Raw genomic sequence first — 25,358 nt, 5'->3', positions numbered from 1 at the left:
CTGGGGCCGGTCGGCCTTTCGTGTATTCAGTTCAGCCCGCCCGGCCGCTCCCGTACGTCCCCCGACCGGCCCACCGACCGGCTGACCCGCACCTCCACCGGCAGGATCGAGGGGGGCGGGCCCCGGCCACCGCAGGTGCCGTCGGGACGGCCGGGCGGTGTGCCGGTGCCGCGCGGGATTGTCAGGAGGTGGGTGCCTGGCCCTGGGCCGCGGCGAGGGCCGCGTCGGTGTCCGCGGCGGCCAGCAGGGCGTTGATGTGGGCGCCGGCCAGGGCGCCGGCGGCCGCGGAGGCGCCGACCTGGGCGACGAGGTCGGTGGCGTTGCCCGCCACCCACACACCGGGCACCTCGGTGTCACCGGCCGTGCCTGAGACGAAGCGGCGGCCGATGCCGTCGGGCAGGTCCTCCATGGGCAGCTTCAGACCCTCCAGGCCCTCGGTGCGGGCCCGCATCCGCGTGGCGACCGCGAGGACACGCCGTGCCACGACCTGGCCGTCGGCCAGACGCACGCCCGCGAGCGTGCCGTCCTCGCCGGTGACGACCTCCCGCACCGGGGTGTCGACGATGCGGATGCCGCGCGCGGCGAACCGGGCGCGGGCGTCCTCGTCAAGGGCGGCCCCGCCGGTGAAGTAGACCAGGTCCCCGGTCAGTTGGCGGAAGAGGAGCGCGTGGTGGACGGAGGCGGGGCCGGTGGCGAGGATGCCGATGGGTTCGTCGCGCACCTCCCAGCCGTGGCAGTACGGGCAGTGCACCACACCATGTCCCCAGTGCTCGGCGAGGCCGGGGACCTCGGGCAGCACGTCCCTCAGACCGGTGGCCACCAGCACGCGGCGCGCGGCGATGCTCCGGCCGTCGGAAAGGGTGACGGTGAAGCGCAGGTCGCCGTCGGGCGACACCTGGGCGGGTTCGGATGCGGCCACCTCGCCGAGGACGACGCGGCCGCCGTACTGGCGGACCTGCTCCCGCCCCCGGTGAAGGATCTCGGCGGGTGGGGTGCCGTCCAGGACGATGAATCCGTGCATGGCCTCGGCCGGCGCGTTGCGCGGAGTGCCGCTGTCGATCACGACGACCGAGCGGCGGGAGCGGGCGAGCATCAGCGCGCCGTTCAGGCCCGCGGCACCGCCGCCGATCACCACCACGTCGACGGTGCCGTCGGGAAGAGCGTCGCTCGTGTACGGGGTAGTCGTCTCAGCCATGGTCTCGGTCTCCTGCCGTTTCCTCGTACGGGCCCCAGACGTTCCGGGCCATCCGCACACGACGCTAGTCCCGCTTTGCATGCTAGGCATACGATGTTGCCCATGACGCAAGAAGACGGCGAGCTGGACGGCCTCGTACGCAAACGCATCCGGGCTCTGCGCCTGGCGCAGGGCTGGTCGCTGGACGAGCTGGCCACCCGCGCCAACCTCAGCCAGTCCTCGCTGAGCCGCATCGAGAACGGCCGGCGCCGCCTCGCGCTGGACCAACTGGTCATCCTGGCCCGCGCGCTGGGCACCACGCTGGATCAGCTCGTGGAGACCGCCGCCGACGACGTGGTCACCAGCCCGGTGATCGACGCCGCCCACGGCCTGATGCGCTGGGCCCTGAAAAGCGACCCCGGGATGACCGTGATGCGCCGGCGCATGACCGAACCGGCACCCGAGAATCCGGCGCACATGCGTGCCCACCCCGGGCGCGAATGGCTCGTCGTGCTCTCCGGCACCGCCGTGCTCATGCTGGGCCACCGCCGCTTCCGCATCGAGAGCAACCAGGCCGCCGAGTTCCCCACGATGATGCCGCACGCCATCGGCGCCGAGGGCGGCCCCTGCGACATCCTGGGCATCTTCGACCGTGACGCCCGCCGCGGCCACCAGCGTGAGACCGGCGAGGGCGACACCCAGGGCGCCTACGGCTGACCGCCGGGACGTTCGGAGCGCCCGCGGCTCCCCGGCCCCCCAGCCACACGGTCCGCGCGGTCGCTCCGAGCGGCCTTCTCCGGGCGGCACCGACGTCTTGCGTCTCGGGCAGCGCATCTACCGGTCCTCTTGCGCAAAACGGGAGGAGCTGTGCCACAGACGCATGACGGTCCTACTGTGACGGCATGGACCACCCGCACCCGCACGCACACACTCCACACCACGACGCTCACCACGGCACACGCCAAAGCGCTCAGCCCGCCTCGCCCGCCGCCCAGCTCGACCACCACCACAAGCACGACGCCGACGACCAGGCGGAACTTCTCGACCTGGACGCCGAGGTGCTCGCGGAGCACATAGCGTCCCTCGCCGCGTGGCTACCGCTGAAGACCGCCCCACGCCGGATCGTGGACCTGGGCTGCGGGACGGGTACGGGCACCTTCGCCCTCCTCGACCGCTTCCCCGACGCGCACGTCATCGCCGTCGACTCGTCCGCCGTACACCTCCAGCACCTGCGCAAGAAGGCATGCGCCCGCGGCCTGGAGCGGCGCGTGCGTACCGTGCAGGCCGACCTCGACGACCCCGCCTGGCCCGTGCTCGGCTCACCCGACCTGGTGTGGGCCTCGGCCTCGATGCACCACATGGCCCACGCCGAGCAGGCCCTGCGCAGCGTCCACGAAGCCCTCACGCCCGGCGGCCTGTTCGCCGTCGTCGAGCTGGCCGGCTTCCCCCGCTTCCTGCCCGCGGACGCCCCTGAGGACCGGCCCGGCCTGGAAGAGCGCTGCCACGCCGTGACCGACCGCCTCGACGCCGAGCGCATGCCCCACCGCGGCGCCGACTGGGGTCCGATGCTGACCGCCGCCGGCTTCACGGTCGAGAGTGAACGCACCCTCGCCGTGAACATCGAGGGCTCCCGCAGCGAGGCGATCGGCCGCTACGCACTCGGCGGTCTGCGACGCATCCGCGACTTCGTCGCACCCGAGCTCTCCCCCGAGGACCGCGCCGCACTCGACCGACTCCTCGACACCGACGGCCCGCACAGCATCCTGCGCCGCGACGACCTGGCGGTGCGCACCGAACGCACCGTGTGGGCCGCACGCCGCGCCTGATCCCTGCACGACGTCACACCCCTCACCGCGCCGGACGCGGCCCGACCAGCGCCCGACCGAAGGGAGTTGACCAGGCATCAGGTGAAGATCGCGGACCGTCGCCCGCGCAGGCGATGCCGGGCGGCGGCCCGCGCGTCTCACGCCTGCCACATCGCCGCGACGACGCGGGAAACGGCGGTGACAGAGAGCGAGAGAACGCCACATAGGGTGGTTCCGTTGCGAAAAACCGTAACTCCGTATTGAATCACCTAAATTTGTTCGGATAGGGATGCAACCGGCGGATCGAAGTCACCGCGATCAGCGTCGAGAACGTCCGTCCGGGCAAGGAGCCGAGCGGTGAGCGGAGGCGACAGTCGGCCGTGATGAATACCAGAGGCAGCGATGCGAACGGCATCGGCGCGTCCATACCCCACGCCTCCCGTCCACCGCACCAGCCCTGGGGACTGCGGACCGTACCCCCCGTACGCCCCTTGGAGCGCCACCGCATGCGGATGCGGCTGCTCGACGCCGTGGACGAGGACCGGCGCGATGTCGAGGTCCTGCTGACCGCCCTCCAGCACGCCGTGGCCGAGGTCCGCGGCCTGGGCGGCATGGTGCACCTCCCCGGCGGCGGCATGAGCGGCATCCTCTACCTGGTCGCCGACAGCGGCCTGCCCGAGCCGATGACACGGCCCTGGCTGATCATCCCGGTCCGGGGCACGGCCCCGCCCAGCATGGCCGCCCGCGACGACGCCCTCGCCTGGCAGCCCGAACTGACCCCGCCCGACCCGGTGCCCGGCCGGGACCCCGCCGCCCTGTGGCCCCCCGGCCTGCCCGCCGGCATCGGCCATCTCGCCGTACCCCTCCCCGGCGACGGTCGGCGGCGCGGCGCGCTGTCCGTCCTCTTCGCCCCGGGCGACCGGCCCACCGCGGCGGAGTGCGCCTTCCTGGAGGAGGTGGCCGCCTGGATGTCCGCCGGACTCAGGACGTCCGGGACCCTCAACCCGTCCCCCACCCTGGTCCGCGCCCTGGAGGACGGCCCGGGAACACGGGAGGACACCCGGCCGAACGGAGCGGGCGGCGCGGCCGCCCTCGCGTACACCTGGGACCTGTGCACCGGCGCGCTGACCGCCGACCGGCCCGTCGAGGACGTGCTCACCGGCATCGACCCGGCGGTGATGAGCGGCGGCATCGAGGCATGGGCGGCCCTGATCCACCCCGACGACCTGCCCGGAGCGGTCGCCGGCTTCGACACGGGCATCCATCTGCGCGGCGGCTTCCAGGGCGAGTACCGCATCCGGCGCCAGGACGGCACGTACCTCTGGGTCGAGGCCCGCGCCCGGACGGTCACGGACGACGAGGGCACCCCGGTCATGGTGGCGGGCACCCTCCGCGACAGCAGCGAGACGCACGCCGCCGCCGAATCCGTGGGGCGGGCGTTGCGGCACATGAGCGACGGCTTCGTCGCCCTGGACGCGGACTGGCGCATCGGATTCCTCAACCCCGCCGCCGAGCGGCTCTTCGGCGCCGCCGGCGAGGTGGCCGGCACCCTGCTCTGGAACATCCCAGCGGTGAGCGCCGTACCGGAGCTGGAACCGCTGTGCCGTGCCACGGCGGCCGAGGGCCGGCCGGCCGAGTTCGACGTGCCGGGACCCGAGGGGACGTCCTGGTACCACCTGCGGCTGGTGCCGGTGCCCGAGGGCCTCACGCTCTACATCACCGACACCACCGAGCGGCACCTGCGGGAGGCCGAGCGGGTCGCCGCCGAACACGCGGCCGGTGAACGGGCGGCCCTGGTGCAGCGGGTCACGCGGGAGCTGGCCGAGGCCGTCACGGCCCAGGACGTGATGGCGGCGGTGGCCGACGGTGTGATGGCACCCCTCGGTGCGACCGGGCTCGTCATGCTCGGCGTGGCGGGCGACCGGCTGGCCGTCATCGGCTCCCAGGGCCATCCCGACCGCTTCTGCCGGCTGCTGGACGGCATGTGGACCGTCGGGGAGGCCACGAACCCGGTGGCGGACGCCCTGCGCACCCGCACCCCGCTCTGCATCTCCTCCCCCGAGGAGATCACCCAGCCCGGCACCGGAACCCTGCTCCGCGAGGGCGGCAAGCAGGCGTGGGCGATTCTGCCGCTGGCGGTGTCGGGGCGTGAGATCGGCGCGGCCGTGATCTCCTTCGACCGGCCCCGGACCCTGGACGACGACGAGCGCACCCTGCTGACCGCGCTCAGCGGACTGATCGCACAGGCCCTGGAGCGGGCCGGTCTCTACGACGAGGCGACCACCCGGGCCCGCACCCTCCAGCGCAGTCTGCTGCCGCAGGCCCTGCCCGAACTGCCCGAGGTGACGACGGCGGCGCGCTACCAGCCGGCCACTCACGGAGCCGACATCGGCGGCGACTGGTACGACGTCATACCGCTCTCCGCGGCCCGCGTGGCGCTCGTGATCGGCGACGTCATGGGCCACGGCATGGCCGAGGCCGCCACCATGGGAGGCCTGCGCACGGCCGTTCGCACCCTCTCGGAACTGGAACTGCCCCCCGACGAGATCCTCGGCCACCTCAACGACATCGTCGGCGAACTGGGCACCGACGCCTTCGCGACCTGCCTGTACGGCGTCTGGGACCCGGTGACCCGCCGGCTGTCCTACGCCAGCGCCGGCCAGCCGCCCCCGGCGGTCGCCCACCCCGACGGCACCGTCACCTTCCTGCCCATGGCCCCCGACCCGCCTCTGGGCGTGGCCGCTCCCCCCTTCGAGACCCTCGAGACGGAGCTGCCCGAAGGCAGCCTGCTCGCCCTGTACAGCGACGGCCTGGTGGAGAGCAAGGACCGGGACGTCACCACCGGCATGAACCACCTCGCCGCGCTCCTCTCGCGGTCCGTGCGGACCATGCCCGCCTCACCGGAGGAGCCCTTCGACCTGGACGCGCTCTGCGCCTCCCTGACGTCCGCCCTCCTGCCGGCCCACGGCGCGACGGTCGACGACGCCGCCCTGCTGCTGGCCCGCCCGCACCCGCTGGACGAGCAGAACATCGCCGAGTGGCCGCTGCCGGAGGACCCCATGGCGGCGGGCCAGGCCCGCGACCTGGTCCGCGCCCAGCTCACCGACTGGCACCTGTCCGACGAGGACCTGCTCATGACCACCGAACTCCTGGTCAGCGAGCTGGTCGGAAACGTCGTCCGGCACGCCTACGGCCCCATCCGGCTGCGCATGCTCCGTGGCCGCGCGCTGATCTGCGAGGTCTCCGACGCCAGCCTGACCACACCGCACATCCGCCACACCTCGGCCACCGACGAGGGCGGCCGCGGTCTGCAACTCGTCTCCGCGCTCTGCCAGCGCTGGGGCACGCGCCACACACGCACCGGCAAGTCGATCTGGACCGAACAGCCCCTGCCGCCGGACGGCTGACGGGGCAGGGGGGCCCGCAGGGCCGACTACTTCTGCTGGCCCTCCTCGCGGGCCTGCCGGAAGGCGTCGGAGATCGTTTCGGCGGCGCCGGACAGCGCGCCCTTGGTCTTGCCGCGGGCGCCGGACTCCATCATCTTGCCGGGCAGCTCGGTCAGGCCGGCCGGCTTGCGCGGGCCCGACTCCAGGTCCAGGCGGTTGCACGCCTCGGCGAAACGGAGGTAGGTGTCGACACTGGCGACGACGATCCGTATGTCGATCTTGAGGATCTCGATCCCGACCAACGAGACGCGGATGAACGCGTCGATCACGAGTCCCCGGTCAAGGATGAGCTCCAGCACGTCGTAGAGGCCGCTGGAACCCCCGCCGCCGCCACTCTGCTGCGTCGCCACCGTCATCGCCACCAACCCCTTGCCCTCGTCGTACGGCCGCCCCTGCCGAACCCCTCGCCCGCCGCCGGTCATGGCACTCGGCTGACCGGCGGCGGACACGTCTGCTAGCGCGGGTAACCGCTCACCGGGGCGAGCAAACAACCGTGCGAAGGAATGCGAAGGAGAGGGGGCCGCGGGGGGTGTCGTTCACGCCGGGGAGGGGACGGCCGAAGTTGCCTCACGTCAGGCGCGTGAAACGCTGGCAGGGTGAGCAAGAGCGAGACAGCTTTGATCGTCATCGACATGATCAACACGTACGACCACGAGGACGCCGAGCTGCTGATCCCCTCGGTCGAGCCGGTCGTGCCCGTCGTCGCCGATCTGCTGAGGCGCGCACGGAGCCACGGCATGCCCGTCATCTACGTCAACGACAACTTCGGCGAGTGGCGCTCTCACCACGGCGAGCTTCTGGAGCACGCCCTGAGCGGGCCCCACGCCCGTCTGGTGGACCCGCTGAAGCCGGACGCGGACTCCCTGTTCGTGCTCAAGGCGCGCCATTCGATCTTCTACGAGACGCCCCTGACCTATCTGCTGCACCAGCAGGGCATCCAGCGGCTCGTGCTGTGCGGCCAGGTGACCGAGCAGTGCGTGCTCTACTCCGCCCTGGACGCCCACATCCGGCACTTCGACGTCGTCGTCCTCAGGGACGCCGTGGCCCACATCCACGAGGATCTCGCGGACGCGGCGCTCCGCATGATGGAGCGGAACATGGGCGCGTGGATCTGCGGGAGCCGGGACTTCTGGAGCTGAGTTGCGGGCCCCGGCCCGAGCACCGATGAGTTCCGCGGTCCGCCGGAGTCTGCATCCGCGCAAGGGAACGGCTGTGGAACGAACTCTGTGAGGTACCCATGACCAACGACGCACTGCCGTCCGTCGTCGACACGGCGACCTGGGAGGACCGGCTCGCCGCGCTGCGGGCCCGGGAGAAGGCCGCGACGCGCGAGCTCGACGCCATCGCCGCCGAGCGTCGTCGCCTGCCGATGGTCGAGATGCCGGACTACGTCCTCGAGGGCGAGCACGGGCCCGTCCGGCTTGCGGACGTCTTCGAAGGCAAGCGGCAACTGATCGTCTACAACCACATGTGGTTCGCCGGCAAGGAGTGGCAGTGCTCCGGCTGTACGGGGTTCACCTCCCAGTACACCCGCCTGGACTTCCTGGAGAACTACGACGCGCGGTTCGTCATCGTGACCCAGGGTCCGATCAAGGAGGCGCTGGCCTACAAGGAGCGGGTCGGCAACCGGATGACGTGGTATTCGACCGCCAACAGCCCGTTCGGAGCCGACGTCGGCGCACCGCCGGACGGGGGCTTCGCCGTCAACGTCTTCCTGCGCGACGGCGACACCGTCTACCGCACCTGGCACACGGACGGCCGCGGCACGGAGCAGCTCAGTCACTCCTTCGCGCTGATCGACGTCCTGCCGTACGGACGCCAGGAGGAGTGGCAGGACTCCCCCGAGGGCTGGCCGCAGTCGCCCACGTACAGCCGGTGGGCGTCGTCCCAGAACATCGCGGCGCTGTACGGGCCGGGGGGTGAGGACCGCTGAGGGAGCTCGGGCGGCGGGCGGGGTCGGTCGGCTCGGGCGGGGCGGGGGTCGGACGCTGACCGCGCGCCGCTGACCACTGGCGTAACCTTCCTGCGGATGGGGCGTTGAGTAGGGCACGCGCGCGGACGTCACCCCCCTCCGTCGACGCGTGCGGAGACGAGGGGCCCGAACCCCGCCCGGCATCGGGCCCCTCCCACCTCCCGGTTCACTCGTGGGCTTCGAAGAGTTCCCGGGTGCGGCGCAGCAGGGCCTCCCGTACGGAGTCCGGGGCGAGGACGCGCAGCGGGGTTCCCAGGCCGAGGAGGTAGCGGGCGAGGCCGTCCGGGTCGGGGCCGCCTATGTCGACCAGGGTGGATTCCGGGCCGTCGGAGCGGTGGGTGCCGACCGTCGCGGGGACGAGTCGTAGCGCCGCCTCCATGGGCAGGGGGAGGCGGACGGTCGCGGACACCGGGTAGGGGCCGTTGGCCGTGTTCCGGGAGACCAGCCATGCGGCGTCGGGCGGGTCGGTGAGGTCGGCCGGCCGGCCGGTGGGCTGGAGGCGGTCGATGCGGTCGGCGCGGAAGGTTCGCCACTGGTCCCGGGCCACGTCGCGCGCGACGAAGTACCAGCGGCGGTTCGTGCGGACGAGACGGTAGGGGTCGACGTCCCGGAGCGTGGCGCGTCCTTCGGCGTCGACGTACGACAGCCGGGCGCGCTCGCCGCTCCGGCAGGCGAGGGCGAGTTCGAGCAGCAGGCCGGTTCTGATCCGCGGCCCGTCGGCCGCGGGGAGGCTGACGAAGGCGTCGTCCAGCGCGCCCAGCCGCTCGGCGATCCGCCCGGGCAGCACCTGGCGCAGCTTGAGCAGGGCCGACAGCGCGGCCTGGTCGCTCCCCAGGGCGTCGCCCTGTGCCGCCTCCCTCAGTCCGACGGCGACGGCGAGCGCCTCCTCGTCGTCGAGGATCAGCGGCGGCACCCGTGTGCCGGCACGGAGGCGGTAGCCGCCCCAGGGGCCGGGGTCGGAGTCCACGCTGTAGCCGAGTTCCCGGAGCCGGGAGATGTCCCGGCGGACCGTGCGGTCCGTGACCTGGATGCGCTCGGCGAGTTCGGCGCAGGTCCACGACGGCCTGGCGGACAGCAGCGACAGGAGTCGCAGGAGGCGGGCGGAGGAGCCGATCACGGGGGAAGTTTTCCACACCGCGCCACGACCAGGACCGTAACTGTCCGGGTCACGGCCTAGCGTTCCCTTCATGAGCACCCACAACGGTTCCGCACCCGAGTTCCGCTACGCCGCCGTCACCTTCGACTGCGCAGACACGGCCGAGATGGCCCGCTTCTACGGCGAACTGCTCGGCATGTCGGCGCTGTTCACCAGCGACGACTTCACCCTGATCGGCAAGGACGGAGCGACCCCTCTCGGCTTCAACCGCCTGCCCGACTACCGCCCGCCCACCTGGCCCGACCCCGCCCAGGAGAAGCAGGCGCACATCGAACTGGGCGTCGACGACCTGGACACCGCCGAGAAGCACCTCTCCGAACTCGGCGCGATCAAGCCGGAGTTCCAGCCGCAGCCCGAGCGCTGGCGAGTGTTCCTGGACCCCGCCGGCCACCCGTTCTGCATCACGACCCTGGTCTGAGGAGCGGGAGGCTGAGGCTCGGGGCCTTGTCCCCCTCGTGGTGCCGCCTGCCCCAGGACCCCCCTGAACCCGGTCTGTGCGTCTATGCACCGTCAGGGATCGTGGGTGGCCGCCGAGGGGGCACGGTCGCCGCCGGGAGGCGCAGTTCGAAGAGGGCGCCTCCGGTCGGTGCCTCGGTGGCGGCGAGTGTGCCGCCGTGGCGTCGGGCCACGTCGCGGGCGATGGCGAGGCCCAGACCGGCTCCGCCGTCGTCGCGGGCACGGGCGTCGTCCAGGCGTACGAACCGCTCGAAGATTCGGTCGCGTTCGGCGGCGGGCACGCCGCTGCCGTCGTCCGCGACCGTGAGGACGGCACGGTCGCCCTGGCGCCGCACGCGGACGATCACTTCGGCGCGCACGTGTCGTTGGGCGTTGTCCAGGAGGTTGGCGATCACTCGGCTCAGTTGGCCCCGTGAGCCTGCCACTTGCAGTTCCGGGTCGGCGTGGACGGAGACGGGTGTGCCGTAGCCCGGGCGGCGACCGGCTTCCTCGCGGGCCAGCTCGCCCAGGTCGACCAGCCCCTGCGCGGGGCGCTCCCCGGCGTCGAGCCGGGCGAGCAGCAGCAGATCGGCCGCGAGGTGCTGCAAGCGCTCGGTGTCCTTGACAGCGCCGGGTACGTCCAGCAGTTGCGGGTGGGCCGAGCCGACTTCGAGCTGGGTGCGCAGCGAGGCGATGGGGCTGCGCAGTTCGTGGGAGGCGTCGGCGACGAAGCGGCGTTGCCGGTCGACGGCGGCTTCCAGCGCGGTGAGCGTCTCGTCGGTGGTGCGGGCCAGATGGACCACCTCGTCGTGCGAGGCGGGTTCCGGTACGCGCCGGGTGAGGTCCTCGGAGGCGGTGATCGCCGCCATCTCCTGCCGGATTCCCTCCACGGGGGCCGGCGCGCGTCGCGTCACCAGCCAGGTCACGCCGCCGACGGCCAGCAGGACCAGTGGCAGTCCGGCCAGCATCGCCACCGCGGCGCTGCGGACGGCGCTCTCCGCGCGGCGGGGACGACCGCCCGGGCGATGACCGCCGGTGTGACGACCACGGTGGCTCCACACGGGGCGGCGACGACCGCCCCGGGGACGACCACGGGACCCGCGCCGGCGGCGACGACCACCCGAAGGCCGGGGACGACCGCGCCGGAGAGGACCGCGCCGGGGACGACGGTGGGCGTGGTCGCGGTCGGCACCGTGGCGGCCACGAGGGCGACGACCACTGACGGACGGAACGGGACGGGGCCGAGCGGGGGTGGCGGCCCAGTGCGGCGAGGTCTGTCGCTCCCGTTTCGGTTCGCCGTCACCGCCGTCACCACGCACAGGGCGCGCGGACCTCAGCGTCGGGCCAGCGCGAGCACGCTGAGGCCGAACATCAGGACGCCCAGGGGGAGATGGACGGACGGGACGTGGGCGATGCCGAGGACGACCTGGACCGAGGCGAGCACGAGGAAGCCCGTGGCGTGCCAGACGGGTCGGGGTGAGCCGCCGCCCGGCTTCCAGGCCAGGACGGCCGCCAGGACGTACAGCATCGATGCCCCGTACATCACACGGGCTCCGACGCTGTGCAGGGTCTCCCCGTAGGACGCGGTCAGCAGGAGCCCCGCGGAGACCGCCTGGAGGAAGATGGTCAGGGTCTGCAGGGCGATCGCGAGGCGCAGGAACGAGGTGGTGCGCCGTGTGTTCGCCGTCGTTGCACGGGTGGCCATGTGACAGTCCCCTTTTCCGCCCTCGGGCAGTTGATCGATAAGGTCTCACCCGTCCGACGACGCGGGACCGCGAAAGGTAAGGCGAGGGGGCGGCCGGAAGCATGAGAAGTGTCGTGACCGGCACCGATGGGATCGTCGGCGAGCGCCGTCAACTGATCAACGTCGCTTACCGGTTGCTCGGTTCGGTGAGCGAGGCCGAGGACGCCGTGCAGGACGCCTACGCACGCTGGTACGGGCTGTCGCAGGGCCGGCGGAAGGAGATCCTCTCCCCCGGTGCCTGGCTGACGACGGTGACCAGCCGTATCTGCCTGGACCTGCTCGGTTCGGCGCGGGCCCGTCGTGAACGCTACGTCGGCGCGTGGCTGCCCGAGCCGCTGCCCGACCGTGCCGAGTGGGGCCCCGCGGGCGGTGCCGGGGTCGCGGGGCCCGGGGACCCCGCCGACCAGATCGTCCTGGACGAGTCGGTGTCCATGGCGTTCCTCGTGGTCCTGGAGTCGATGACGCCCGCCGAGCGGGTGGCCTTCGTGCTGCACGACGTCTTCCGGTACCCGTTCGCCGAGATCGCCGGCGTCGTCGGCCGGACGCCCGCCGCGTGCAAGCAGCTGGCGGCTTCCGCCCGGCGGCGGGTGGACGTCTCGCGGGCTCCTGTCACGGCGGACGGCCGGGCGGACATGGTCAGGCGCGTCAAGGAGGCTTGGGAGACGAAGGACATCGCGGCCCTCATCGGTCTCCTCGACCCCGCTGCCGTGATGACCGCCGACGGCGGCGGCATGGTCGGCGCGGTCCTGCGCCCGGTCGAGGGGGATGCGCGCATCGCCCAGTACATGGTCGCCATCGCCGACAAGGCCCCGGGTCTCGTGCTCCTGGAGCGGTCGGTCAACGGCGTGCCGGGGCTGGTGGCGGAGCGGGACGGCGTCGTCATGACCGTGGCCTCGTTCGACGTGTCGGACGGGCGGGTCACCCGGATCTGGGCGGTTCGCAACCCGGAGAAGCTGCGGCCGTGGGCGGCGCGGCTGGACTGAGGTCTGGCGGAGCCGTCGGTCGGCGGGTGTGACCCGTCATTCGGTCATTCGATCAGCAGCTCATTCGGTCAGCCGGTCAGCGGACCCGGATGAACAGCACGTCGTATCCGCTGTTCATGCTGCGGTTCTTGACGTAGACGCCGTCGGACCCGCCGTTGGGATTGCCGGTGTTGCCCTCGACGGTGGTGAAGCCCGAACCGCCGCTCACCGTGCGCACGATGCCTATGTGCTCGTGGCCGCCGGTGTAGTCGTTGCCGCCGTTCCAGTCGAAGGCCACGATGTCGCCGGGCTGCGGGCTGGTCGTCACCGAGAGGTGGTAGTTGCCTGCTCGCGCCTGCTTGACCCAGCCGGAGACGTAGGTGTTGCGGTAGGAGCTGGCCCCGGTCTGCTTGGCCACCCAGCTCACGAAGGTCGCGCACCAGGCGTAGTTGCTGGTGGACAGTGACAGGCCCACGGCCGATCCGTAGCTGTTGGCCCGGGCGCTGCCCTCGACCGTGCCGACCTCGGCGGCCGCCACATCGAGGATCTTGCCGTAGCCGCCGCCGGGCGGGGGCGAGGACGGCGGGGTGACCGCGCCGTACAGGGCGGCCTTGGTGTTCGGACCCACCTGGCCGTCGACCGACAGGCCCTTCTCGGCCTGGAAGTCGCGCACCGCGCTGTCGGTCGCCGGTCCGAAGTCGCCGTCGACGGCGAGATCGGCTCCGTGATGGTTGAGCAGGCTCTGGAGCTCGGTGACACAGCCGCTGCGCTGGCCCTTGACGATGTTGCCTGGGCAGGAGCTGGAGTTGAGGTTGATCGGGGCGGGTGCGCCGCTGCCGCCGCCCGTGCTGATGTTGGAGTACAGGGCGGTCTTGGTGTTCGGGCCGACCTCGCCGTCGACGGAGAGGCCCGCCGACGCCTGGAAGGACTTCACGGCCGTCAGCGTCAGGGGACCGAACTGGCCGTCGACGTCGAGGTGCTGGCCCTTGCCGTTGAGCAGGGCCTGCAGCGTCGCGACGCAGCCGCCGCTCTGCCCCTCCACGATGTTCGCCGGGCAGGACGCCGAGCGCAGGTCGAGGGCGGTGGAGGGCGACTCGTCGGTGTCGTACAGCTCGCGCTTGGTGTTCGGCCCGACCTGGCCGTCCACCGAGAGTCCGTGCGTGGACTGGAAGTTGCGGACCGCACTCTCCGTGGCCGGTCCGAAGTCACCGTCCACGTCGACCGAGTAGCCGAAGTGGCGTAGCAGTCGCTGCAGTTCGGTGACGCAGCCGCCCTTGTCGCCCTGGACGAGGTTGGCCGGGCACGACGAGGACGTGAGATTGATCGGTGCCGGGGCCGAGCCGCCGGTCGCGTACAGCTTCGCCTTGGTCTGGGGGCCCACCTCTCCGTCCACAGCGATCGCGACGGAGGACTGGTACTCGCGCACCGCGTAGAGCGTCTTCGCCCCGAAGCTCCCGTCCACGACCAGGCCGGCGCCGTGGGCGTTGAGCAGGTTCTGCAACTCCGTGACGCAGCCGCTCACCTGGCCCTGCTGGATCACGTCGGGGCAGGACGAGGAGGTCAGCCTGATCGCCGCGGGCGCCGCCGAGGCCGGGCTCGCGCCGAGCAGCGTGCCCGCCGAGAGGAGGGCGGCCGTGGCGGCGAAGACGCCGGTTCTGACTCTCCAACCACGAAATGGACTCTTTCTCATGATTACGAAACGTCTCCTTTGCCGGCACTTCGGATTACGGTCGAACTGGACAGGGAAAATCGGCATTCCGGTCAGGACTGCATGGAGATTGCCGTCAACTGTCGTATACCACGGGGCAGTTGATCCGGTAATTACCCGTGCATGACGGTGACAGTTCAACTTCTCGCACGCAATGTCGGGCGACATAACTGGCTTGATCGAATCGCTACCGGTGGCCAGAAAACGCCCTCATAGCAGCCTTTTCCATAGTGGCTCTATTCGACGTTCTCTGGGCTCTGGGCTCTGGGATCTCGGCATCAGTGTCTTCGATCACAGCCTGGGTGATCGCCGGTGCGGTACAGGTGAGGACGACGCGCGCGCCACCGCGTGTCGCTCGGCTCCGACTGGCGTAGCGCAGGGCGAGAGGGTATGCCTAGCAGGAGAGTTGATCCGGTGAAGGGTGGGGAATTGGCCCCGGTGATGAGGCGGCGGCCGTACGTTTCAAGGGGTTTGCGGCAGCCGCAGGGCCCGGACGCGCGTCGGTCACGGCGACAGCGGTCCCAGCCCGAGCTGCGCGCCCAGGGGCGGTACGGGCCCGAACTGCGGGACGTGTTGCCCGCCTTCGTCGGCCTGGGCCTGTGCGTGGTCGGCGCCGCGCTGCTGCTCGCGTGGTTCCACCGCACCCTCGGCTTCGGCGGACTTGTGCTCGGCGTCCTCCTGCTCACGGTGGTCGGCGCCGTCGTCCGTGTGCTGCGGCGGCCCGTCGTCCGGCGGCGGAACGGTCGCTACACCCCGGCCGAGATCGCCGTACTCGACGACCGGGCGCTGAAGCTGGCGACCGCGCGCATCCTGCGGCGTGACGGCTGGCAGGTGACCGACGTCAGCATGCGCGACCGGCCGCGCCTGTACGCGCGGGACGCTCAGGGGCGCCGGCTGGACGTGGCCTTCCGGCCCGTGGCCACCGCGACCGAGGAGCGGAACGCCCCGGCCCCCACGCTCCGGTGGGCGGCGGTCCGTGACGACAGCGAGCGTGTCATCCGGGTCGTGGTCCACCCCGGCGCCCGCAGCCCCGCGGACCTGCGCCGGGCCTCGCACCCGGGCGGTGTCAAGCTCGTCGACGGCCGCCGGCTGCGCCACTGGGCGAACGGCGCCACGCTGGAGCAGCTCGGCCTGCTGTAGGGACCGAGCGGGTCACCGACAGCTCGGTGACCCGTCCGGGCGGCATACCGCCCCGGACGGAAGAGTCGCCGACGGCGCAGAATTGCGATCATGAAGACGCGATGAATCACTCATTGCATGATCAGACACGCGATGCGCGCGCTGTGCGCCGCCACCCTCGTGGCCGTTCCCCTCACCCTGACCGTGACGCCCGCACAAGCCCTGACTTCCTGTACGGTCAACGGCCTGCCCGTGTCCGGTACCACCGTCAACGGTACTGCCGGCTCCGACTACATCAGCTGCGGCGCCCTCGCCCAGGGCGACAGTGTCAACGGCCTGGGCGGGAGCGACTACATCGTCGTCAACGGCATCGTCGCCGGCACGGTCGACGGCGGCGCCGGCAACGACTCCCTCACGGCCGGCGCCGGTACCACGGCGAGCGGCCGGATCCTTGGCGGCCCGGACGGCGACTCGATCCTCGTCGGCCCCAACGCCGGCACCGTCGACGGTGGAACCGGGTCGGACTTCTGCCGGGTCGCTTCCGGCCATCCTCCCGTCAACTGCTGACCAGCACGGCCCGTGCGCTCCAGGCCGGTCGCGGCGCGGTGGCGCCGTGCGACGGGCACGGGCCCGCGCTGAGCGCCCTCACTTGAGCAGTTCCAGCAGGCGGTCGGCGAGAACCGCCGCCGAGTGGGGGTTCTGCCCGGTGATGAGGTTGCGGTCCTCGACCATGTACGGCTCCCACATGGGGCCGCGGCTGTACTCGACGCCCACCTTCTCCTTCAGTTCGTCCTCCAGCAGCCAGGGCGCCCGGGAGGCCAGGCCCACGGCCTCCTCCTCCTCGTTGGTGAAGCCCGTCACCCGGTAGCCCTTGAAGGGCGACTCGCCGTGGATCCTGGTGGACAGGAGCGAGGCGGGAGCGTGGCACACGATCGCCAGCGGCTTGCCGGAGGCGAGTTGGGCCGTCAGCAGCCGGCCGGCGTCGGCGTCGTAGGCGAGGTCGGACATCGGGCCGTGTCCGCCGGGGAGGTACACCGCGTCGTAGTCCTCCAGGCGGACGTCCGACAGCTTGAGCGGCCGCCGCATCGCCTCGGCGGAGCGGATGATCTCCTCCAGCTCCAGCGCCCCCTCCTCACCTCCGGCCATGGAGGGGCGCAGACTCATCATGTCGACATTCGGGGTCACGCCACCGGGCGTCGCGACCACGACCTCGTGGCCGGCTTCCGTCACCGCCTTGTACGGCATCGCGAACTCCTCGGCCCAGTAGCCGGTCGCGTACCTGCTGCCGTCCTCGAGCACCCAGTAGGTCGCCCCGCTGACGATGAAGAGTACTTTCGCCATCGATCTCCGCCTCCTCGTCCCCGCCTGCCCGCCGGGGACCTGGCCTGTCCTGTGCTTGTCCCGGATTGACTGCCGCTCGACCTCACTACGGGGGCGCGTCCAGCGCGTGAGCGACGAGCACCGCGCGCGGCATCGCACAGACGAACGGTTTCCAGCCTAGGTACGACCCCGGCCGGGCGCACACGGGCCGAAAGCCGGGCAAGAGACCCCAGGCCGAGGTAGTCGATCGGTCGTATACTCGCCCTATGGGACGCACGAGCGACGCCAAGGGCAAGATCCTCACCGCCGCCCAGACGCTTTTCGAGCAGCGTGGATACTCGGCCCTGGGCGTCGCCGAGATCTGCAAGGCGGCCGGGGTGCCGAAGGGAAGTTTCTACTACTTCTTCGAGTCCAAGGAGGCTCTCGCGCTCGCCGTGATCGACGAGCAGTGGACGGCCGAGCGACGCGACTGGGAGCGGGTGCTCCGGACCGACACCGAGCCCCTGGAGCGGCTGCGGCTGCTGTTCGAGGCCATCGAGGCGCGCCAGCGGGCCGGTCAGGACAGCTGCGGAGCGGTCCTCGGGTGCATGTTCGGGAACCTGTCCCTGGAGATGAGCAACCACGCCGACGCGCTGCGCGCCCGTCTGCAGGAGATCTTCGAGGCGCAGGTGGCGATGGTCGAGGCGGTGATCACCGCGGCCCAGGACCGGGGCGAGGTCACCGTGACCGACGTCCACGAGGGCGCTCGGTCGCTGGTGGCGCAGCTCGAAGGCCAGGTGCTGTTCGCCAAGCTCTACAACAACCCCGCGCGGCTGAGCACGCTCTGGCCGAGCTGCCTCGCCCTGCTGGGCGTCCGCGCCCCGCGGGTCCCGGCGCAGGCCTGACGCCCCCGACTCCCGGGCCCACTCATCCGTATGGCGTACGACGGAGAGGTCCCCATGATCAACAGGCGCACCTTCGGCAAGGCCGCCGGCATCGGCACGGGCGCGGCCTCCGCCTCGCTGGCGGGGTTCCAGACGAACGCACAGGCCCCGCACAGTACGCCGGGCGGCACGCCGGCCCCGACCGTGACCGCGGCGACCCCGGGCGCCCACACCGCGTTCGACACGCTCAAGCGGGTCAGGGCCGGGGTGCTGGACGTCGGATACGCCGAGGCGGGCCCCGCGCACGGCCCCGTCGTCATCTGCCTGCACGGCTGGCCCTACGACATCCACAGCTTCGTCGACGTCGCTCCCCTGCTCGCCGCTCAGGGCTACCGGGTCGTCGTCCCCTACCTGCGGGGCCACGGCTCGACGCGCTTCCTTTCCTCCCGGACGTTCCGCAACGCCCAGCAGTCGGCGGTCGCCCTGGACATCGTCGCCCTGATGGACGCCCTCAACGTCGACCGGGCCCTGCTGGCGGGTTTCGACTGGGGTTCACGCACGGCCGACATCATCGCGGCGCTGTGGCCCGAGCGGGTCAAGGGACTGGTGTCCGTCAGCGGGTACCTCGTCACCGACGTGGAGGCGCAGAAGAAGCCGCTGCCGCCGAAGGCCGAGTACGCCTGGTGGTACCAGTACTACTTCAGCACCGAGCGTGGCCGCCTCGCCATGGAGGACAGGACGTACCGGAACGAGCTGTGCCGGCTCGTCTGGGACACCGTCTCCCCGACCTGGGACTTCGACGACGCCACGTTCGAGCGAACGGCAGCCGCGTTCGACAACCCCGACTACGCGGCCGTCGTCATCCACAACTACCGCTGGCGGCTGGGCCTCGCGGACGGCGAACGGCGTTACGACCGCTACGAGAAGGTGCTCGCCACACGCCCGGTCATCAAGGTGCCGACGATCACCATCGACGCCGAACGCGACCCGTTCACCGCGCCGGGAGGCGGAGCCGCCTACCGGGACCGGTTCACGGGCGCGTACGCCCACCGCACGCTGGCCGGCATCGGGCACAACGTGCCGCAGGAGGCGCCTTCCGCCTTCGCGCAGGCGGTCGTCGACGTGGACCACTTCGAAGAGGGCCCCGGCTCCGGTCACCGCGGTCAGCCGCGCCTCCCTGCCCGGCCTCGCGGTGGAGGCGCTGGCACCGGCGTGAGTAACCTGCCAGACTGGTGATGTGAATCACGAGCATGCCTTCGTCTGCGGGAACCCGGTCCTCGACTTCGCCGCGACCCTGCGCGCGCGGCGTTCGGCGCGTTTCGAGATGTTCGCGACGCCGGACAGGCTCGACGCCTGGTTCATCGAGTCCGGACTCGTCGACAGCGTCGTGCCCGGCGGTGAGGCCGACGTGGAACGGGCGAAGGCGGTGCGTGAGGCGATCTACCACCTCGTCACGGCCCGCCGGCACGAGCAGGACTACGACCAGGCGGCGCTCGACCTGGTGAACGACGCCGCGCGCAGGCCCCCGGCGACGCCGCAGCTGACCCGGGCCGGACGCCGGACCGAGGCGACCGTTGAGCAGGCGCTCTCCCTGGTCGCCCGACTTGCCGTCGAACTGCTCAGCGGTCCGGACGTGCCCCTGATGAAGGAGTGCGGGAACCCCGAGTGCACCCGCGTCTACGTCGACCGCTCCCGCGGCACGCGCCGGCAGTGGTGCGGCATGGAGTCCTGCGGCAACAAGTTCAAGGCCGCCGCGTACCGCGCCCGCAAGAAGGACGCCTCCGCGGCGGCCGGTCGCTGAGCGGCGGAACGCCGTCGGCGGGTTACCGAACGGCGGCAGCGGCCACCGGCGGGTGGCCGCCTGACGGCCGCGACCGTCGGCGGGTCAGTCCGTGCGGCCGGGGTCGTTGGGGTGTGACTGCAGCGGGGTTACCACCGCGGTCATCCAGGGCCACAGGGGCAGGCTCGCGAGGACCTCCTCACGCAACTGCGCCTCGTCGTCGGCACGCCACACGCCGATGCTGCGCGGCTCCCCCACCGGCCGCCACAGCCGGAACAGGTGTCCCCGGGCGGCGAGTTCGCGGGCTCTCACGGACTCGTCCGCGCGGCGCCTGTCGACCTCTCCCGGTTCGGTGCCCTCCGGCACGGTGGTGGTCAGCTCGACCAGGAACTCCTTCATGTCTCCTCCTCGGACGACCTGAGGGGCCGTCGGCGGCCGGCCCGCGCCGTGACCGCTCAGAGGCCCAGGTCGAGGGCCAGGCAGGAGAAGTGGTTCCAGGAGGCTTCGGGGTCGTAGGAGCCGACCGCCGAGGCGCTCGGCGCGGCCTGCTTCTCCTCGGTCATCTCGTGGAAGCGGATGCGCTCCGGCAGCTTGCCGAACCGCGCATGCCGTGCTGCCGCCGCCGTTGTCGTTGTCGTGTCGGACGCGGACTCGGTCTCCATGGTGACTCCCCCTTGGCCTTGATTTCTCGGGGTGAGCCCGCCGACGGGCTCGATGGCACTCAGCCTGCACCTCCCAAGCGTCACCTGTCAAGGCGGTGACGCTTGGGTGAGCACAGGTGCGACCGCCTCTCACCTCGGGCTTCACAGCCGTCACGAGGGGGAACCCGCCAGGGGCGGCAGGCACAGGCGGGACCGAGGCGGTGCCGGGGCGGCCGGGAGACCTCTCCGGGATGGACGGGAGACAGTCGATGAAGGGCTCGGACGATGCACGGGAAGCGCTTGCCAGGGTCATCGGCGCCCTCGGCGCGGGCGCGCTCCTGGCGGATGAGCGGGGCCTCATCCTCGCCGTCAACGAGCAGGGCGAGCGGCTCGTGGGCCGCCCCGCGTCCGAGCTGGTCGGCCGGGACGCCCACGACCTGCTGCACCGCACCAGCGACGGGGAGACCGTGCCCAGGGACCAGTGCCGGATGCGGCAGAGCGTCCTCGACGGACGCACGGAGCAGGGCGCGGACGAGTGGTTGCGGCGCGGGGACGGCACCCTGCTGCCGGTGGCGTGGCTCGCCACCCCCTACGACCCGGGTGTCCACGCGCGGGCCACGCTCGTCCTCTTCCACCCCACGACCGGGCGGCCCGGCGAGCAGTCGCGGGGCGGCGGGCGGCTCTCCGAGCTGGAACGGCTCGCCCTGCTCGCTCAGACGACCACCCTGCTCACCTCCACCCTCGACATCCACGAGGCACTGCGCCGTCTGATCACCCTCGTCGTGCCCCGCATCGCCGACTGGGCCGTCATCGACCTGCTCAGCGAGCGGGACGAGGTGTGGCGCTTCGCCGTCGCCCACGCCGAAGGGGGCTCCGTGGAGTTCCGGAACGATCTTCAGGGGCCCATGCCGCCCGTGCCCCAGGAGTCACCGATGCCCCTGTCCCGTGCGCTGCGCGGGGTCGCGTCCTCGCGCGCGGGCCCGGAGACCTATCAGGGCCCGCCGGACTCCGGCATCGCGGTGGAGCAGCGGCGTCTGTTCGAGGCGACCGGCATGCACGCGGCCGTCGTGGTCCCCCTCCGCAGCCTGCACGACGTCATGGGCGCCCTCACCCTCGGCCGTGCCGAACAGCCCGATCGGTTCACCGGGGCCGACATCGCCCTGCTGGAGGACATCGCCCGGCGGGCGAGCCTGGCGCTGGAGAACGCCCGCCTCTACCAGCGCCAGCGCAAGGTCGCCGAGACCATGCAGCGCCATCTGCTGCCGAAGCTCCCGCGCACCCCGGGCCGCAGCATGACCGCCCGGTACCTGCCCGCGCCGGACGCCTCGGAGGTCGGTGGCGACTGGTACGACGCGTTCACCCTGATGGACGGCGCCACCGCCCTGGCCATCGGCGACGTCGTCGGCCATGACCTGGAGGCGGCGGCCGGCATGGCCCAGCTGCGCAACATGCTGCGGGCGTACGCCCTGTCCCAGCAGAAGCCGCCGAGCAAGATCGTGGAATGGCTCGACCAGGCGACGCTGGACGTCGCGGAGGTCTCCATGGCCACGCTGGTCTTCGCGCGCATGGGCGAGAACGACGCCGGGCAGTGCGAGTTGTCGTGGACCAACGCGGGCCATCCTCCGCCGCTGCTGGTCACCAAGGACGGCGCGGCCCGCTATCTGACCGACGGCCACGGGATCCTGCTGGGTGTCACACCCGCACAGGTCCGTCCCGACGCGACGGCGGAAGTGCCGCCGGGGGCGACCCTGCTCCTCTACACGGACGGCCTGATCGAGTCCCCGGGCCGCGTCCTGGACGAGGGTCTGGAGCGGCTGCGACGTCATGCCGCGTCCCTGGCCCATCGCCCGTTGGAGTCCTTCACGGACCAGTTGCTGGCGCGGGCGCGGCCGCAGGACAACGACGACGACGTGGCGCTGCTGGCCGTACGGTACGAGCCCGACGTCTTCTTCTGAGGTACCGGGGGGACGTGGTCAGGCGGCCTGCCACAGCTCGATCCGGTTGCCCTCGGGATCGGTGACCCAGCCGAATCGGCCGACGCCGTCCATCTCCTGCGTCTCGGGGGCCACGTCCGCGCCCTTGGCGCGCAGTTGCGCGAGCATCGCGTCCAGGTCCCGGACGCGGAAGTTGAGCATGGTCCCCTGGGCGCGGGACCCGAAGTAGTCGGTGTCGGCCTCGAACGCGGCGAACACGGTCGGCCCGGGCTGCTGCTGCCACAGGCCGTTCTCGTCGGCGTCCAGGCCCAGGCAGTCGCGGTACCAGGCGCTCAGAGCAGCGGGGGCGGTGGCCCGCAGGAAGTATCCGCCGATCCCGAGTACACGTTCCATGCGGACATCCTGCCAGGCCGGAGACCGCACGGGCGGACTCCGCCCCGCGGCGCAAGCCGCGCGGAGACCCCCTGGCCGGCGGTGCGGCAGGCCAAGGGGCCTCGAGACCATGAAACGCTCAGGCGCTCAGGCGGTCGGTCAGGCGGTCGGGTGCGTCAGCCGTCGGACTCCGACGACGGGATGTAGGCGCCCGGCACGTCGTTCGGCGCGTAGATCTCGTTCTCACCGGGGTACGGCTTGGCCCAGTTGTGCGTCTGGTACCACGTGAGGTGGTTCAACTGCGCGGGGTTGGCGTAGTCGGGCACGGCGTGCGGGCCGGTGAGCCGCTGCTTGGACTTCCAGGTGTCCCACGTCGCGGCGAGCTGCCGCTTGTCCGCGGGGACCTTCGACGACGGTACGGGCGCCGCCTTGGGGTCCTGCGGGGCCGGGGTGTCCACGCCGCAGGCGGGCGGGGTCTTCAGGCCGTCGGTCAGCGAGGTGCGGTTGGGCAGCGCCGTGAACGGCGTGAAGTCCGGCTTGCGGGTGAAGGCGCCGGCCATCGGGCTGGCCGCGCTGTCCTTCTGGTTCATCGGGTGGATACCGAGGATCTGCTCTATGGTGCGGATCGCCGTGATCTGCGAGTAGTAGTGGCTGTCGACGGTGCCGTGCCGGGCCCAGGGGCTGATGATCTGGATCGGGGCGCGGTGGCCGTCGACGTGGTCGAGGCCGGCCTGGGAGTCGTCCTCGACGACGAAGATCGCCGAGTCCTTCCAGTACTTGCTGTGCGAGATCTCGTCGACCATCCTGCCGACCGCGAGGTCGTTGTCCGCCACCTGGGCCGCCGGGCTCGCCGGACCACCGGTGTGGTCGTTGGAGAGCCAGAACATGTTCAGGTTCGCCGGGCCGTTCTCCTCGAAGTCCTGCTTCCAGATCTCGTACTTGTAGACGTCCGGGACGCTCGTGTCGAACATCGGGAAGCCCGGCACGGACACGTCGTTGAGCGACGGGATCGCCGATCCCGTCTTGATCGGGTAGGCGGTGCTCTGCCCGGTCGCGGCCATGTTCTTGGCGTCGCAGTACAGGTTCTGCCAGGACGCGTCGGCCGGCTTGCTCTCGATCGACTGGAACTCGCCGAAGTCCCGGACGGTCTTGTCCGCCGCCTGCGCGCCGGTCCACAGGAAGCCGGACTTCTGGTGGCCGAGCGCGTCGTCCTCGGTGTCGTAGCTGCGGGCGTACTCGCCGGCCGAGGACTCGGTGTACTCGGGGTCGTCGGCCTGCATGAGCCAGTTGTGGCCCTCGGCGGAGTTCGTGCCGATGTCGTAGGTGTTGTCGTACAGCCCGAACTGCTCGGCCAGGGCATGCTGATTCGGCGTCACGTTCTCGCCGAACTGGGTCACCGAGGGGTCGCCGTTGCCCTTCGGGATGTCGCCGAAGACCTGGTCGTAGGTGCGGTTCTCTTTGACGATCAGGAAGACGTGCTTGATCGTCGACGGGTCGCCCAGCCGCTGCGGGACGGGGACCGGCCTGGCGTGCCCCTTGCCCTTGGCGACCTTGACCGAGCCGGGGGCCCAGCCGTTCTGCCTGAAGACCTTGGCCGTCTGCGACCTGATGACGCTGTCGTCCGGCAGCGTGAAGCGCTGGAGGCTCGACGTGGTGTCGTGGGTGCCGTGTCCGGCGCCGGTGGTGGGGCGGCGGGCGTCGATGCCACGGGTGTTGGAGACCAGCACCTGGTCGCCGACGGTGGTGATCTCGGCGGGGAAGTAGTCCGTCGGGAGCAGTCCGACGTAACTGACGGGCTCCTGCGGGCCCTTGTAGCGGTAGACGGCGACGGCGTTGGCCCGGCCGAGCGTCACCAGCAGGCGGCCGTCGTCGGTGAGCGTCACGGCATCGGGCTCGTAGCCGACCGACGCCTCCGGCCACGGCCGGGTGTCGATGGTCTGGACGACCTTGTCCTTGGCGGTGTCGATGACGGACACGTCGTTGGTGGCGGTGTTGGTGACGAACAGCGCCCTGCCCTTGGCGTACAGGGCCGTGGGATGCAGGCCGACGTCGATGCTCGACGGGGTGGCCTCCGGGTTCGCCAGGTCGATGACGCTGACCGAACCGGTGGTGGTGGCCCCGGTCTTCGGGTTCGCGGGGACCTGGGTGCCGTACGAGTTCATGGTGGTGTCGCCCGGCTGCGCCGGTCGGCCGCCCTCGTTGCCGACGTAGAGCTTGTCGCCGACCTGGACCATGTCGCGCGGGGCGTTGCCGACCGCCCAGCTCTGCTTGACCGCGCCGGTCGCCGCGTCGAGGGCGACCACCCGGTTCTGGCCGTTGACGGCCGCGTACACGGTGGAGCCGTCGGAGGAGAAGACCGCCTCGCCGACCAGGGCGTGCTTCGTCCCGTCCGCCGGGATCTTGATCGACTTCGGGTCGGTGACGGTGCCGTCCGGGTTCACCGTGAACCGGGTGTAGCCGTCGGTCTGGCCGAGCCAGAGCTGCTTGCCGTCTGGCGAGTACGTGGGGCCCTCCTGGCCCACGCTGTTGCTGCTCAGGCGCGGCACCGACGAGGCGGCGGTGCCGACGACCTGCTGCACCTTCCAGCCGTGCACGTCGACGATGGCCAGCGCGCTCCCGCCGTCGGTGACGGCGGCCGCGAGGTGGGTGCCGTCCGGGCTGACGGAGGACGACATGATCTTGCCGTTGTTGACGACGAGGCGGTCGCCGTACGGGGCGATGTACTGGTCGCTGGAGATGACCTGGCCCCGGTCGGTGGTCTGGCCGACCTGATCGGTGCCGAACTGGTGGGTCTGGGCGTAGCCGACGCCGGCGGTGACGGCCAGGACGACCGCGGTCGCGGCTGCCGTGAGGGTGCTCCGACGACCGGTTCGTCTGCCGAGAAGGCTCGTCTCGACGGTCCGGCGGTTGCGGGTTACCTGCATGGA

The 25,358-nt window shown here is 71.6% G+C and carries 24 protein-coding genes and 1 pseudogene; 13 read left to right on the top strand and 12 right to left on the bottom strand.

Features of this window, described 5'->3' with window-relative positions; translation table 11 throughout:
* Positions 1 to 181: 181 nt before the first annotated feature.
* The gene (locus PV343_RS11135) at positions 182 to 1,195 is read right to left on the bottom strand and encodes an NAD(P)/FAD-dependent oxidoreductase (protein ID WP_319146682.1); all 1,014 of its coding nucleotides are present in this window, start codon (positions 1,193 to 1,195) and stop codon (positions 182 to 184) included.
* A 93-nt stretch (positions 1,196 to 1,288) separates the two neighbouring features.
* On the opposite strand from PV343_RS11135, the gene PV343_RS11130 reads away from it, so the two are divergent.
* From PV343_RS11130 to PV343_RS11120, 3 genes are all read left to right on the top strand, one after another.
* The gene (locus tag PV343_RS11130; RefSeq protein ID WP_319146681.1) at positions 1,289 to 1,891 is read left to right on the top strand and encodes a helix-turn-helix transcriptional regulator; all 603 of its coding nucleotides are present in this window, start codon (positions 1,289 to 1,291) and stop codon (positions 1,889 to 1,891) included.
* 185 nt (positions 1,892 to 2,076) lie between these two features.
* Entirely contained in the window at positions 2,077 to 3,000 is a 924-nt protein-coding gene (locus PV343_RS11125; protein WP_319146680.1) for a class I SAM-dependent methyltransferase, read from the top strand.
* 362 nt (positions 3,001 to 3,362) lie between these two features.
* Positions 3,363 to 6,386 (top strand): SpoIIE family protein phosphatase, encoded by a 3,024-nt coding sequence (locus PV343_RS11120; protein ID WP_319146679.1) that lies wholly within the window; start codon positions 3,363 to 3,365, stop codon positions 6,384 to 6,386.
* 26 nt (positions 6,387 to 6,412) lie between these two features.
* Here the strand turns inward: PV343_RS11120 and PV343_RS11115 are convergent, their stop codons facing one another.
* Positions 6,413 to 6,781 (bottom strand): gas vesicle structural protein GvpA, encoded by a 369-nt coding sequence (locus tag PV343_RS11115; RefSeq protein ID WP_317441245.1) that lies wholly within the window; start codon positions 6,779 to 6,781, stop codon positions 6,413 to 6,415.
* Positions 6,782 to 7,021: 240 nt separating this feature from the next.
* Between PV343_RS11115 and PV343_RS11110 the strand changes: the two genes are divergently transcribed.
* Positions 7,022 to 7,564, top strand: coding sequence for a cysteine hydrolase family protein (locus PV343_RS11110; protein ID WP_319146678.1), 543 nt, complete (start codon positions 7,022 to 7,024; stop codon positions 7,562 to 7,564).
* A gap of 98 nt (positions 7,565 to 7,662) precedes the next feature.
* Entirely contained in the window at positions 7,663 to 8,358 is a 696-nt protein-coding gene (locus PV343_RS11105) for a DUF899 domain-containing protein (protein WP_319146677.1), read from the top strand.
* 205 nt (positions 8,359 to 8,563) lie between these two features.
* Here the strand turns inward: PV343_RS11105 and PV343_RS11100 are convergent, their stop codons facing one another.
* On the bottom strand, positions 8,564 to 9,514 hold the full coding sequence (locus tag PV343_RS11100; RefSeq protein ID WP_319146676.1) for a helix-turn-helix transcriptional regulator: 951 nt from the start codon (positions 9,512 to 9,514) through the stop codon (positions 8,564 to 8,566).
* 70 nt (positions 9,515 to 9,584) lie between these two features.
* On the opposite strand from PV343_RS11100, the gene PV343_RS11095 reads away from it, so the two are divergent.
* A complete protein-coding gene (locus tag PV343_RS11095) occupies positions 9,585 to 9,971 on the top strand; it encodes a VOC family protein (protein WP_319146675.1) in 387 nt (128 codons plus the stop codon).
* An 82-nt stretch (positions 9,972 to 10,053) separates the two neighbouring features.
* Here the strand turns inward: PV343_RS11095 and PV343_RS11090 are convergent.
* The 3 genes and pseudogenes from PV343_RS11090 to PV343_RS11080 form a co-directional block, all read right to left on the bottom strand.
* Positions 10,054 to 11,004 (bottom strand): annotated as a pseudogene (locus PV343_RS11090) (sensor histidine kinase); the annotation flags it as partial.
* Complete coding sequence (locus tag PV343_RS11085) at positions 10,911 to 11,207, bottom strand: hypothetical protein (protein WP_319146688.1); 297 nt, start codon at positions 11,205 to 11,207, stop codon at positions 10,911 to 10,913. The pseudogene PV343_RS11090 and the gene PV343_RS11085, both read right to left, overlap by 94 nt.
* 114 nt (positions 11,208 to 11,321) lie before the next feature.
* Positions 11,322 to 11,693 carry a hypothetical protein gene (locus PV343_RS11080; protein WP_319146674.1) on the bottom strand — a complete coding sequence of 124 codons (372 nt, stop codon included), beginning with the start codon at positions 11,691 to 11,693 and terminating at the stop codon, positions 11,322 to 11,324.
* Between the two features lie 101 nt (positions 11,694 to 11,794).
* Here PV343_RS11080 and sigJ point away from each other — a divergent pair, with 101 nt between their 5' ends.
* The gene (gene sigJ / locus PV343_RS11075; protein ID WP_319146673.1) at positions 11,795 to 12,715 is read left to right on the top strand and encodes an RNA polymerase sigma factor SigJ; all 921 of its coding nucleotides are present in this window, start codon (positions 11,795 to 11,797) and stop codon (positions 12,713 to 12,715) included.
* Positions 12,716 to 12,791: 76 nt separating this feature from the next.
* On the opposite strand, the gene PV343_RS11070 is transcribed toward sigJ, so the two are convergent.
* Positions 12,792 to 14,384 (bottom strand): peptidoglycan-binding protein, encoded by a 1,593-nt coding sequence (locus tag PV343_RS11070; RefSeq protein WP_319146672.1) that lies wholly within the window; start codon positions 14,382 to 14,384, stop codon positions 12,792 to 12,794.
* Between the two features lie 489 nt (positions 14,385 to 14,873).
* Here PV343_RS11070 and PV343_RS11065 point away from each other — a divergent pair, with 489 nt between their 5' ends.
* Positions 14,874 to 15,542, top strand: coding sequence for a hypothetical protein (locus PV343_RS11065; RefSeq protein WP_319146671.1), 669 nt, complete (start codon positions 14,874 to 14,876; stop codon positions 15,540 to 15,542).
* 117 nt (positions 15,543 to 15,659) lie between these two features.
* On the top strand, positions 15,660 to 16,088 hold the full coding sequence (locus PV343_RS11060; protein ID WP_319146670.1) for a hypothetical protein: 429 nt from the start codon (positions 15,660 to 15,662) through the stop codon (positions 16,086 to 16,088).
* A 78-nt stretch (positions 16,089 to 16,166) separates the two neighbouring features.
* Here the strand turns inward: PV343_RS11060 and PV343_RS11055 are convergent, their stop codons facing one another.
* On the bottom strand, positions 16,167 to 16,862 hold the full coding sequence (locus tag PV343_RS11055) for a type 1 glutamine amidotransferase domain-containing protein (RefSeq protein ID WP_319146669.1): 696 nt from the start codon (positions 16,860 to 16,862) through the stop codon (positions 16,167 to 16,169).
* Between the two features lie 245 nt (positions 16,863 to 17,107).
* Between PV343_RS11055 and PV343_RS11050 the strand changes: the two genes are divergently transcribed.
* The 3 genes from PV343_RS11050 to PV343_RS11040 are packed head-to-tail and all read left to right on the top strand — an operon-like array spanning position 17,108 to position 19,505.
* Positions 17,108 to 17,725 carry a TetR/AcrR family transcriptional regulator gene (locus PV343_RS11050; RefSeq protein ID WP_319146668.1) on the top strand — a complete coding sequence of 206 codons (618 nt, stop codon included), beginning with the start codon at positions 17,108 to 17,110 and terminating at the stop codon, positions 17,723 to 17,725.
* A 54-nt stretch (positions 17,726 to 17,779) separates the two neighbouring features.
* Positions 17,780 to 18,940: an alpha/beta hydrolase gene (locus PV343_RS11045; RefSeq protein ID WP_319146666.1), complete on the top strand. Its 1,161-nt coding sequence runs from the start codon at positions 17,780 to 17,782 to the stop codon at positions 18,938 to 18,940.
* 1 nt (position 18,941) lies between these two features.
* Positions 18,942 to 19,505 carry a CGNR zinc finger domain-containing protein gene (locus PV343_RS11040; protein WP_319146665.1) on the top strand — a complete coding sequence of 188 codons (564 nt, stop codon included), beginning with the start codon at positions 18,942 to 18,944 and terminating at the stop codon, positions 19,503 to 19,505.
* A gap of 84 nt (positions 19,506 to 19,589) precedes the next feature.
* Here the strand turns inward: PV343_RS11040 and PV343_RS11035 are convergent, their stop codons facing one another.
* Both PV343_RS11035 and PV343_RS11030 read right to left on the bottom strand, forming a co-directional pair.
* A complete protein-coding gene (locus PV343_RS11035; RefSeq protein WP_319146664.1) occupies positions 19,590 to 19,883 on the bottom strand; it encodes a muconolactone Delta-isomerase family protein in 294 nt (97 codons plus the stop codon).
* 56 nt (positions 19,884 to 19,939) lie between these two features.
* Positions 19,940 to 20,146 carry a hypothetical protein gene (locus PV343_RS11030; protein WP_319146663.1) on the bottom strand — a complete coding sequence of 69 codons (207 nt, stop codon included), beginning with the start codon at positions 20,144 to 20,146 and terminating at the stop codon, positions 19,940 to 19,942.
* Positions 20,147 to 20,394: 248 nt separating this feature from the next.
* Between PV343_RS11030 and PV343_RS11025 the strand changes: the two genes are divergently transcribed.
* Positions 20,395 to 22,080, top strand: coding sequence for a SpoIIE family protein phosphatase (locus PV343_RS11025; RefSeq protein ID WP_319146662.1), 1,686 nt, complete (start codon positions 20,395 to 20,397; stop codon positions 22,078 to 22,080).
* An 18-nt stretch (positions 22,081 to 22,098) separates the two neighbouring features.
* On the opposite strand, the gene PV343_RS11020 is transcribed toward PV343_RS11025, so the two are convergent.
* Both PV343_RS11020 and PV343_RS11015 read right to left on the bottom strand, forming a co-directional pair.
* Positions 22,099 to 22,452 carry a VOC family protein gene (locus PV343_RS11020; protein WP_319146661.1) on the bottom strand — a complete coding sequence of 118 codons (354 nt, stop codon included), beginning with the start codon at positions 22,450 to 22,452 and terminating at the stop codon, positions 22,099 to 22,101.
* A 155-nt stretch (positions 22,453 to 22,607) separates the two neighbouring features.
* The gene (locus PV343_RS11015) at positions 22,608 to 25,355 is read right to left on the bottom strand and encodes a bifunctional YncE family protein/alkaline phosphatase family protein (RefSeq protein ID WP_319146660.1); all 2,748 of its coding nucleotides are present in this window, start codon (positions 25,353 to 25,355) and stop codon (positions 22,608 to 22,610) included.
* Positions 25,356 to 25,358 lie beyond the last annotated feature (3 nt).

The sequence above is a fragment of the Streptomyces sp. WI03-4A genome (assembly GCF_033792105.1).
GTDB lineage: Bacteria > Actinomycetota > Actinomycetes > Streptomycetales > Streptomycetaceae > Streptomyces > Streptomyces collinus_A.
This window is presented reverse-complemented; position numbering and strand designations above follow the sequence as displayed.

Excerpts from the sequence above, each read along its gene's own strand:
- PV343_RS11095 (WP_319146675.1), top strand. The coding sequence starts at position 9,585 with ATGAGCACCCACAACGGTTCCGCACCCGAGTTCCGCTACGCCGCCGTC.
- PV343_RS11050 (WP_319146668.1), top strand. The coding sequence starts at position 17,108 with ATGGGACGCACGAGCGACGCCAAGGGCAAGATCCTCACCGCCGCCCAG.
- PV343_RS11135 (WP_319146682.1), bottom strand. The coding sequence starts at position 1,195 with ATGGCTGAGACGACTACCCCGTACACGAGCGACGCTCTTCCCGACGGC.
- PV343_RS11055 (WP_319146669.1), bottom strand. The coding sequence starts at position 16,862 with ATGGCGAAAGTACTCTTCATCGTCAGCGGGGCGACCTACTGGGTGCTC.
- PV343_RS11120 (WP_319146679.1), top strand. The coding sequence starts at position 3,363 with ATGAATACCAGAGGCAGCGATGCGAACGGCATCGGCGCGTCCATACCC.
- PV343_RS11080 (WP_319146674.1), bottom strand. The coding sequence starts at position 11,693 with ATGGCCACCCGTGCAACGACGGCGAACACACGGCGCACCACCTCGTTC.
- PV343_RS11020 (WP_319146661.1), bottom strand. The coding sequence starts at position 22,452 with ATGGAACGTGTACTCGGGATCGGCGGATACTTCCTGCGGGCCACCGCC.
- PV343_RS11115 (WP_317441245.1), bottom strand. The coding sequence starts at position 6,781 with ATGACGGTGGCGACGCAGCAGAGTGGCGGCGGCGGGGGTTCCAGCGGC.
- PV343_RS11015 (WP_319146660.1), bottom strand. The coding sequence starts at position 25,355 with ATGCAGGTAACCCGCAACCGCCGGACCGTCGAGACGAGCCTTCTCGGC.
- PV343_RS11125 (WP_319146680.1), top strand. The coding sequence starts at position 2,077 with ATGGACCACCCGCACCCGCACGCACACACTCCACACCACGACGCTCAC.
- PV343_RS11045 (WP_319146666.1), top strand. The coding sequence starts at position 17,780 with ATGATCAACAGGCGCACCTTCGGCAAGGCCGCCGGCATCGGCACGGGC.
- PV343_RS11035 (WP_319146664.1), bottom strand. The coding sequence starts at position 19,883 with ATGAAGGAGTTCCTGGTCGAGCTGACCACCACCGTGCCGGAGGGCACC.
- PV343_RS11070 (WP_319146672.1), bottom strand. The coding sequence starts at position 14,384 with ATGAGAAAGAGTCCATTTCGTGGTTGGAGAGTCAGAACCGGCGTCTTC.
- PV343_RS11060 (WP_319146670.1), top strand. The coding sequence starts at position 15,660 with ATGATCAGACACGCGATGCGCGCGCTGTGCGCCGCCACCCTCGTGGCC.
- sigJ (WP_319146673.1), top strand. The coding sequence starts at position 11,795 with ATGAGAAGTGTCGTGACCGGCACCGATGGGATCGTCGGCGAGCGCCGT.
- PV343_RS11030 (WP_319146663.1), bottom strand. The coding sequence starts at position 20,146 with ATGGAGACCGAGTCCGCGTCCGACACGACAACGACAACGGCGGCGGCA.
- PV343_RS11025 (WP_319146662.1), top strand. The coding sequence starts at position 20,395 with ATGAAGGGCTCGGACGATGCACGGGAAGCGCTTGCCAGGGTCATCGGC.
- PV343_RS11130 (WP_319146681.1), top strand. The coding sequence starts at position 1,289 with ATGTTGCCCATGACGCAAGAAGACGGCGAGCTGGACGGCCTCGTACGC.
- PV343_RS11105 (WP_319146677.1), top strand. The coding sequence starts at position 7,663 with ATGACCAACGACGCACTGCCGTCCGTCGTCGACACGGCGACCTGGGAG.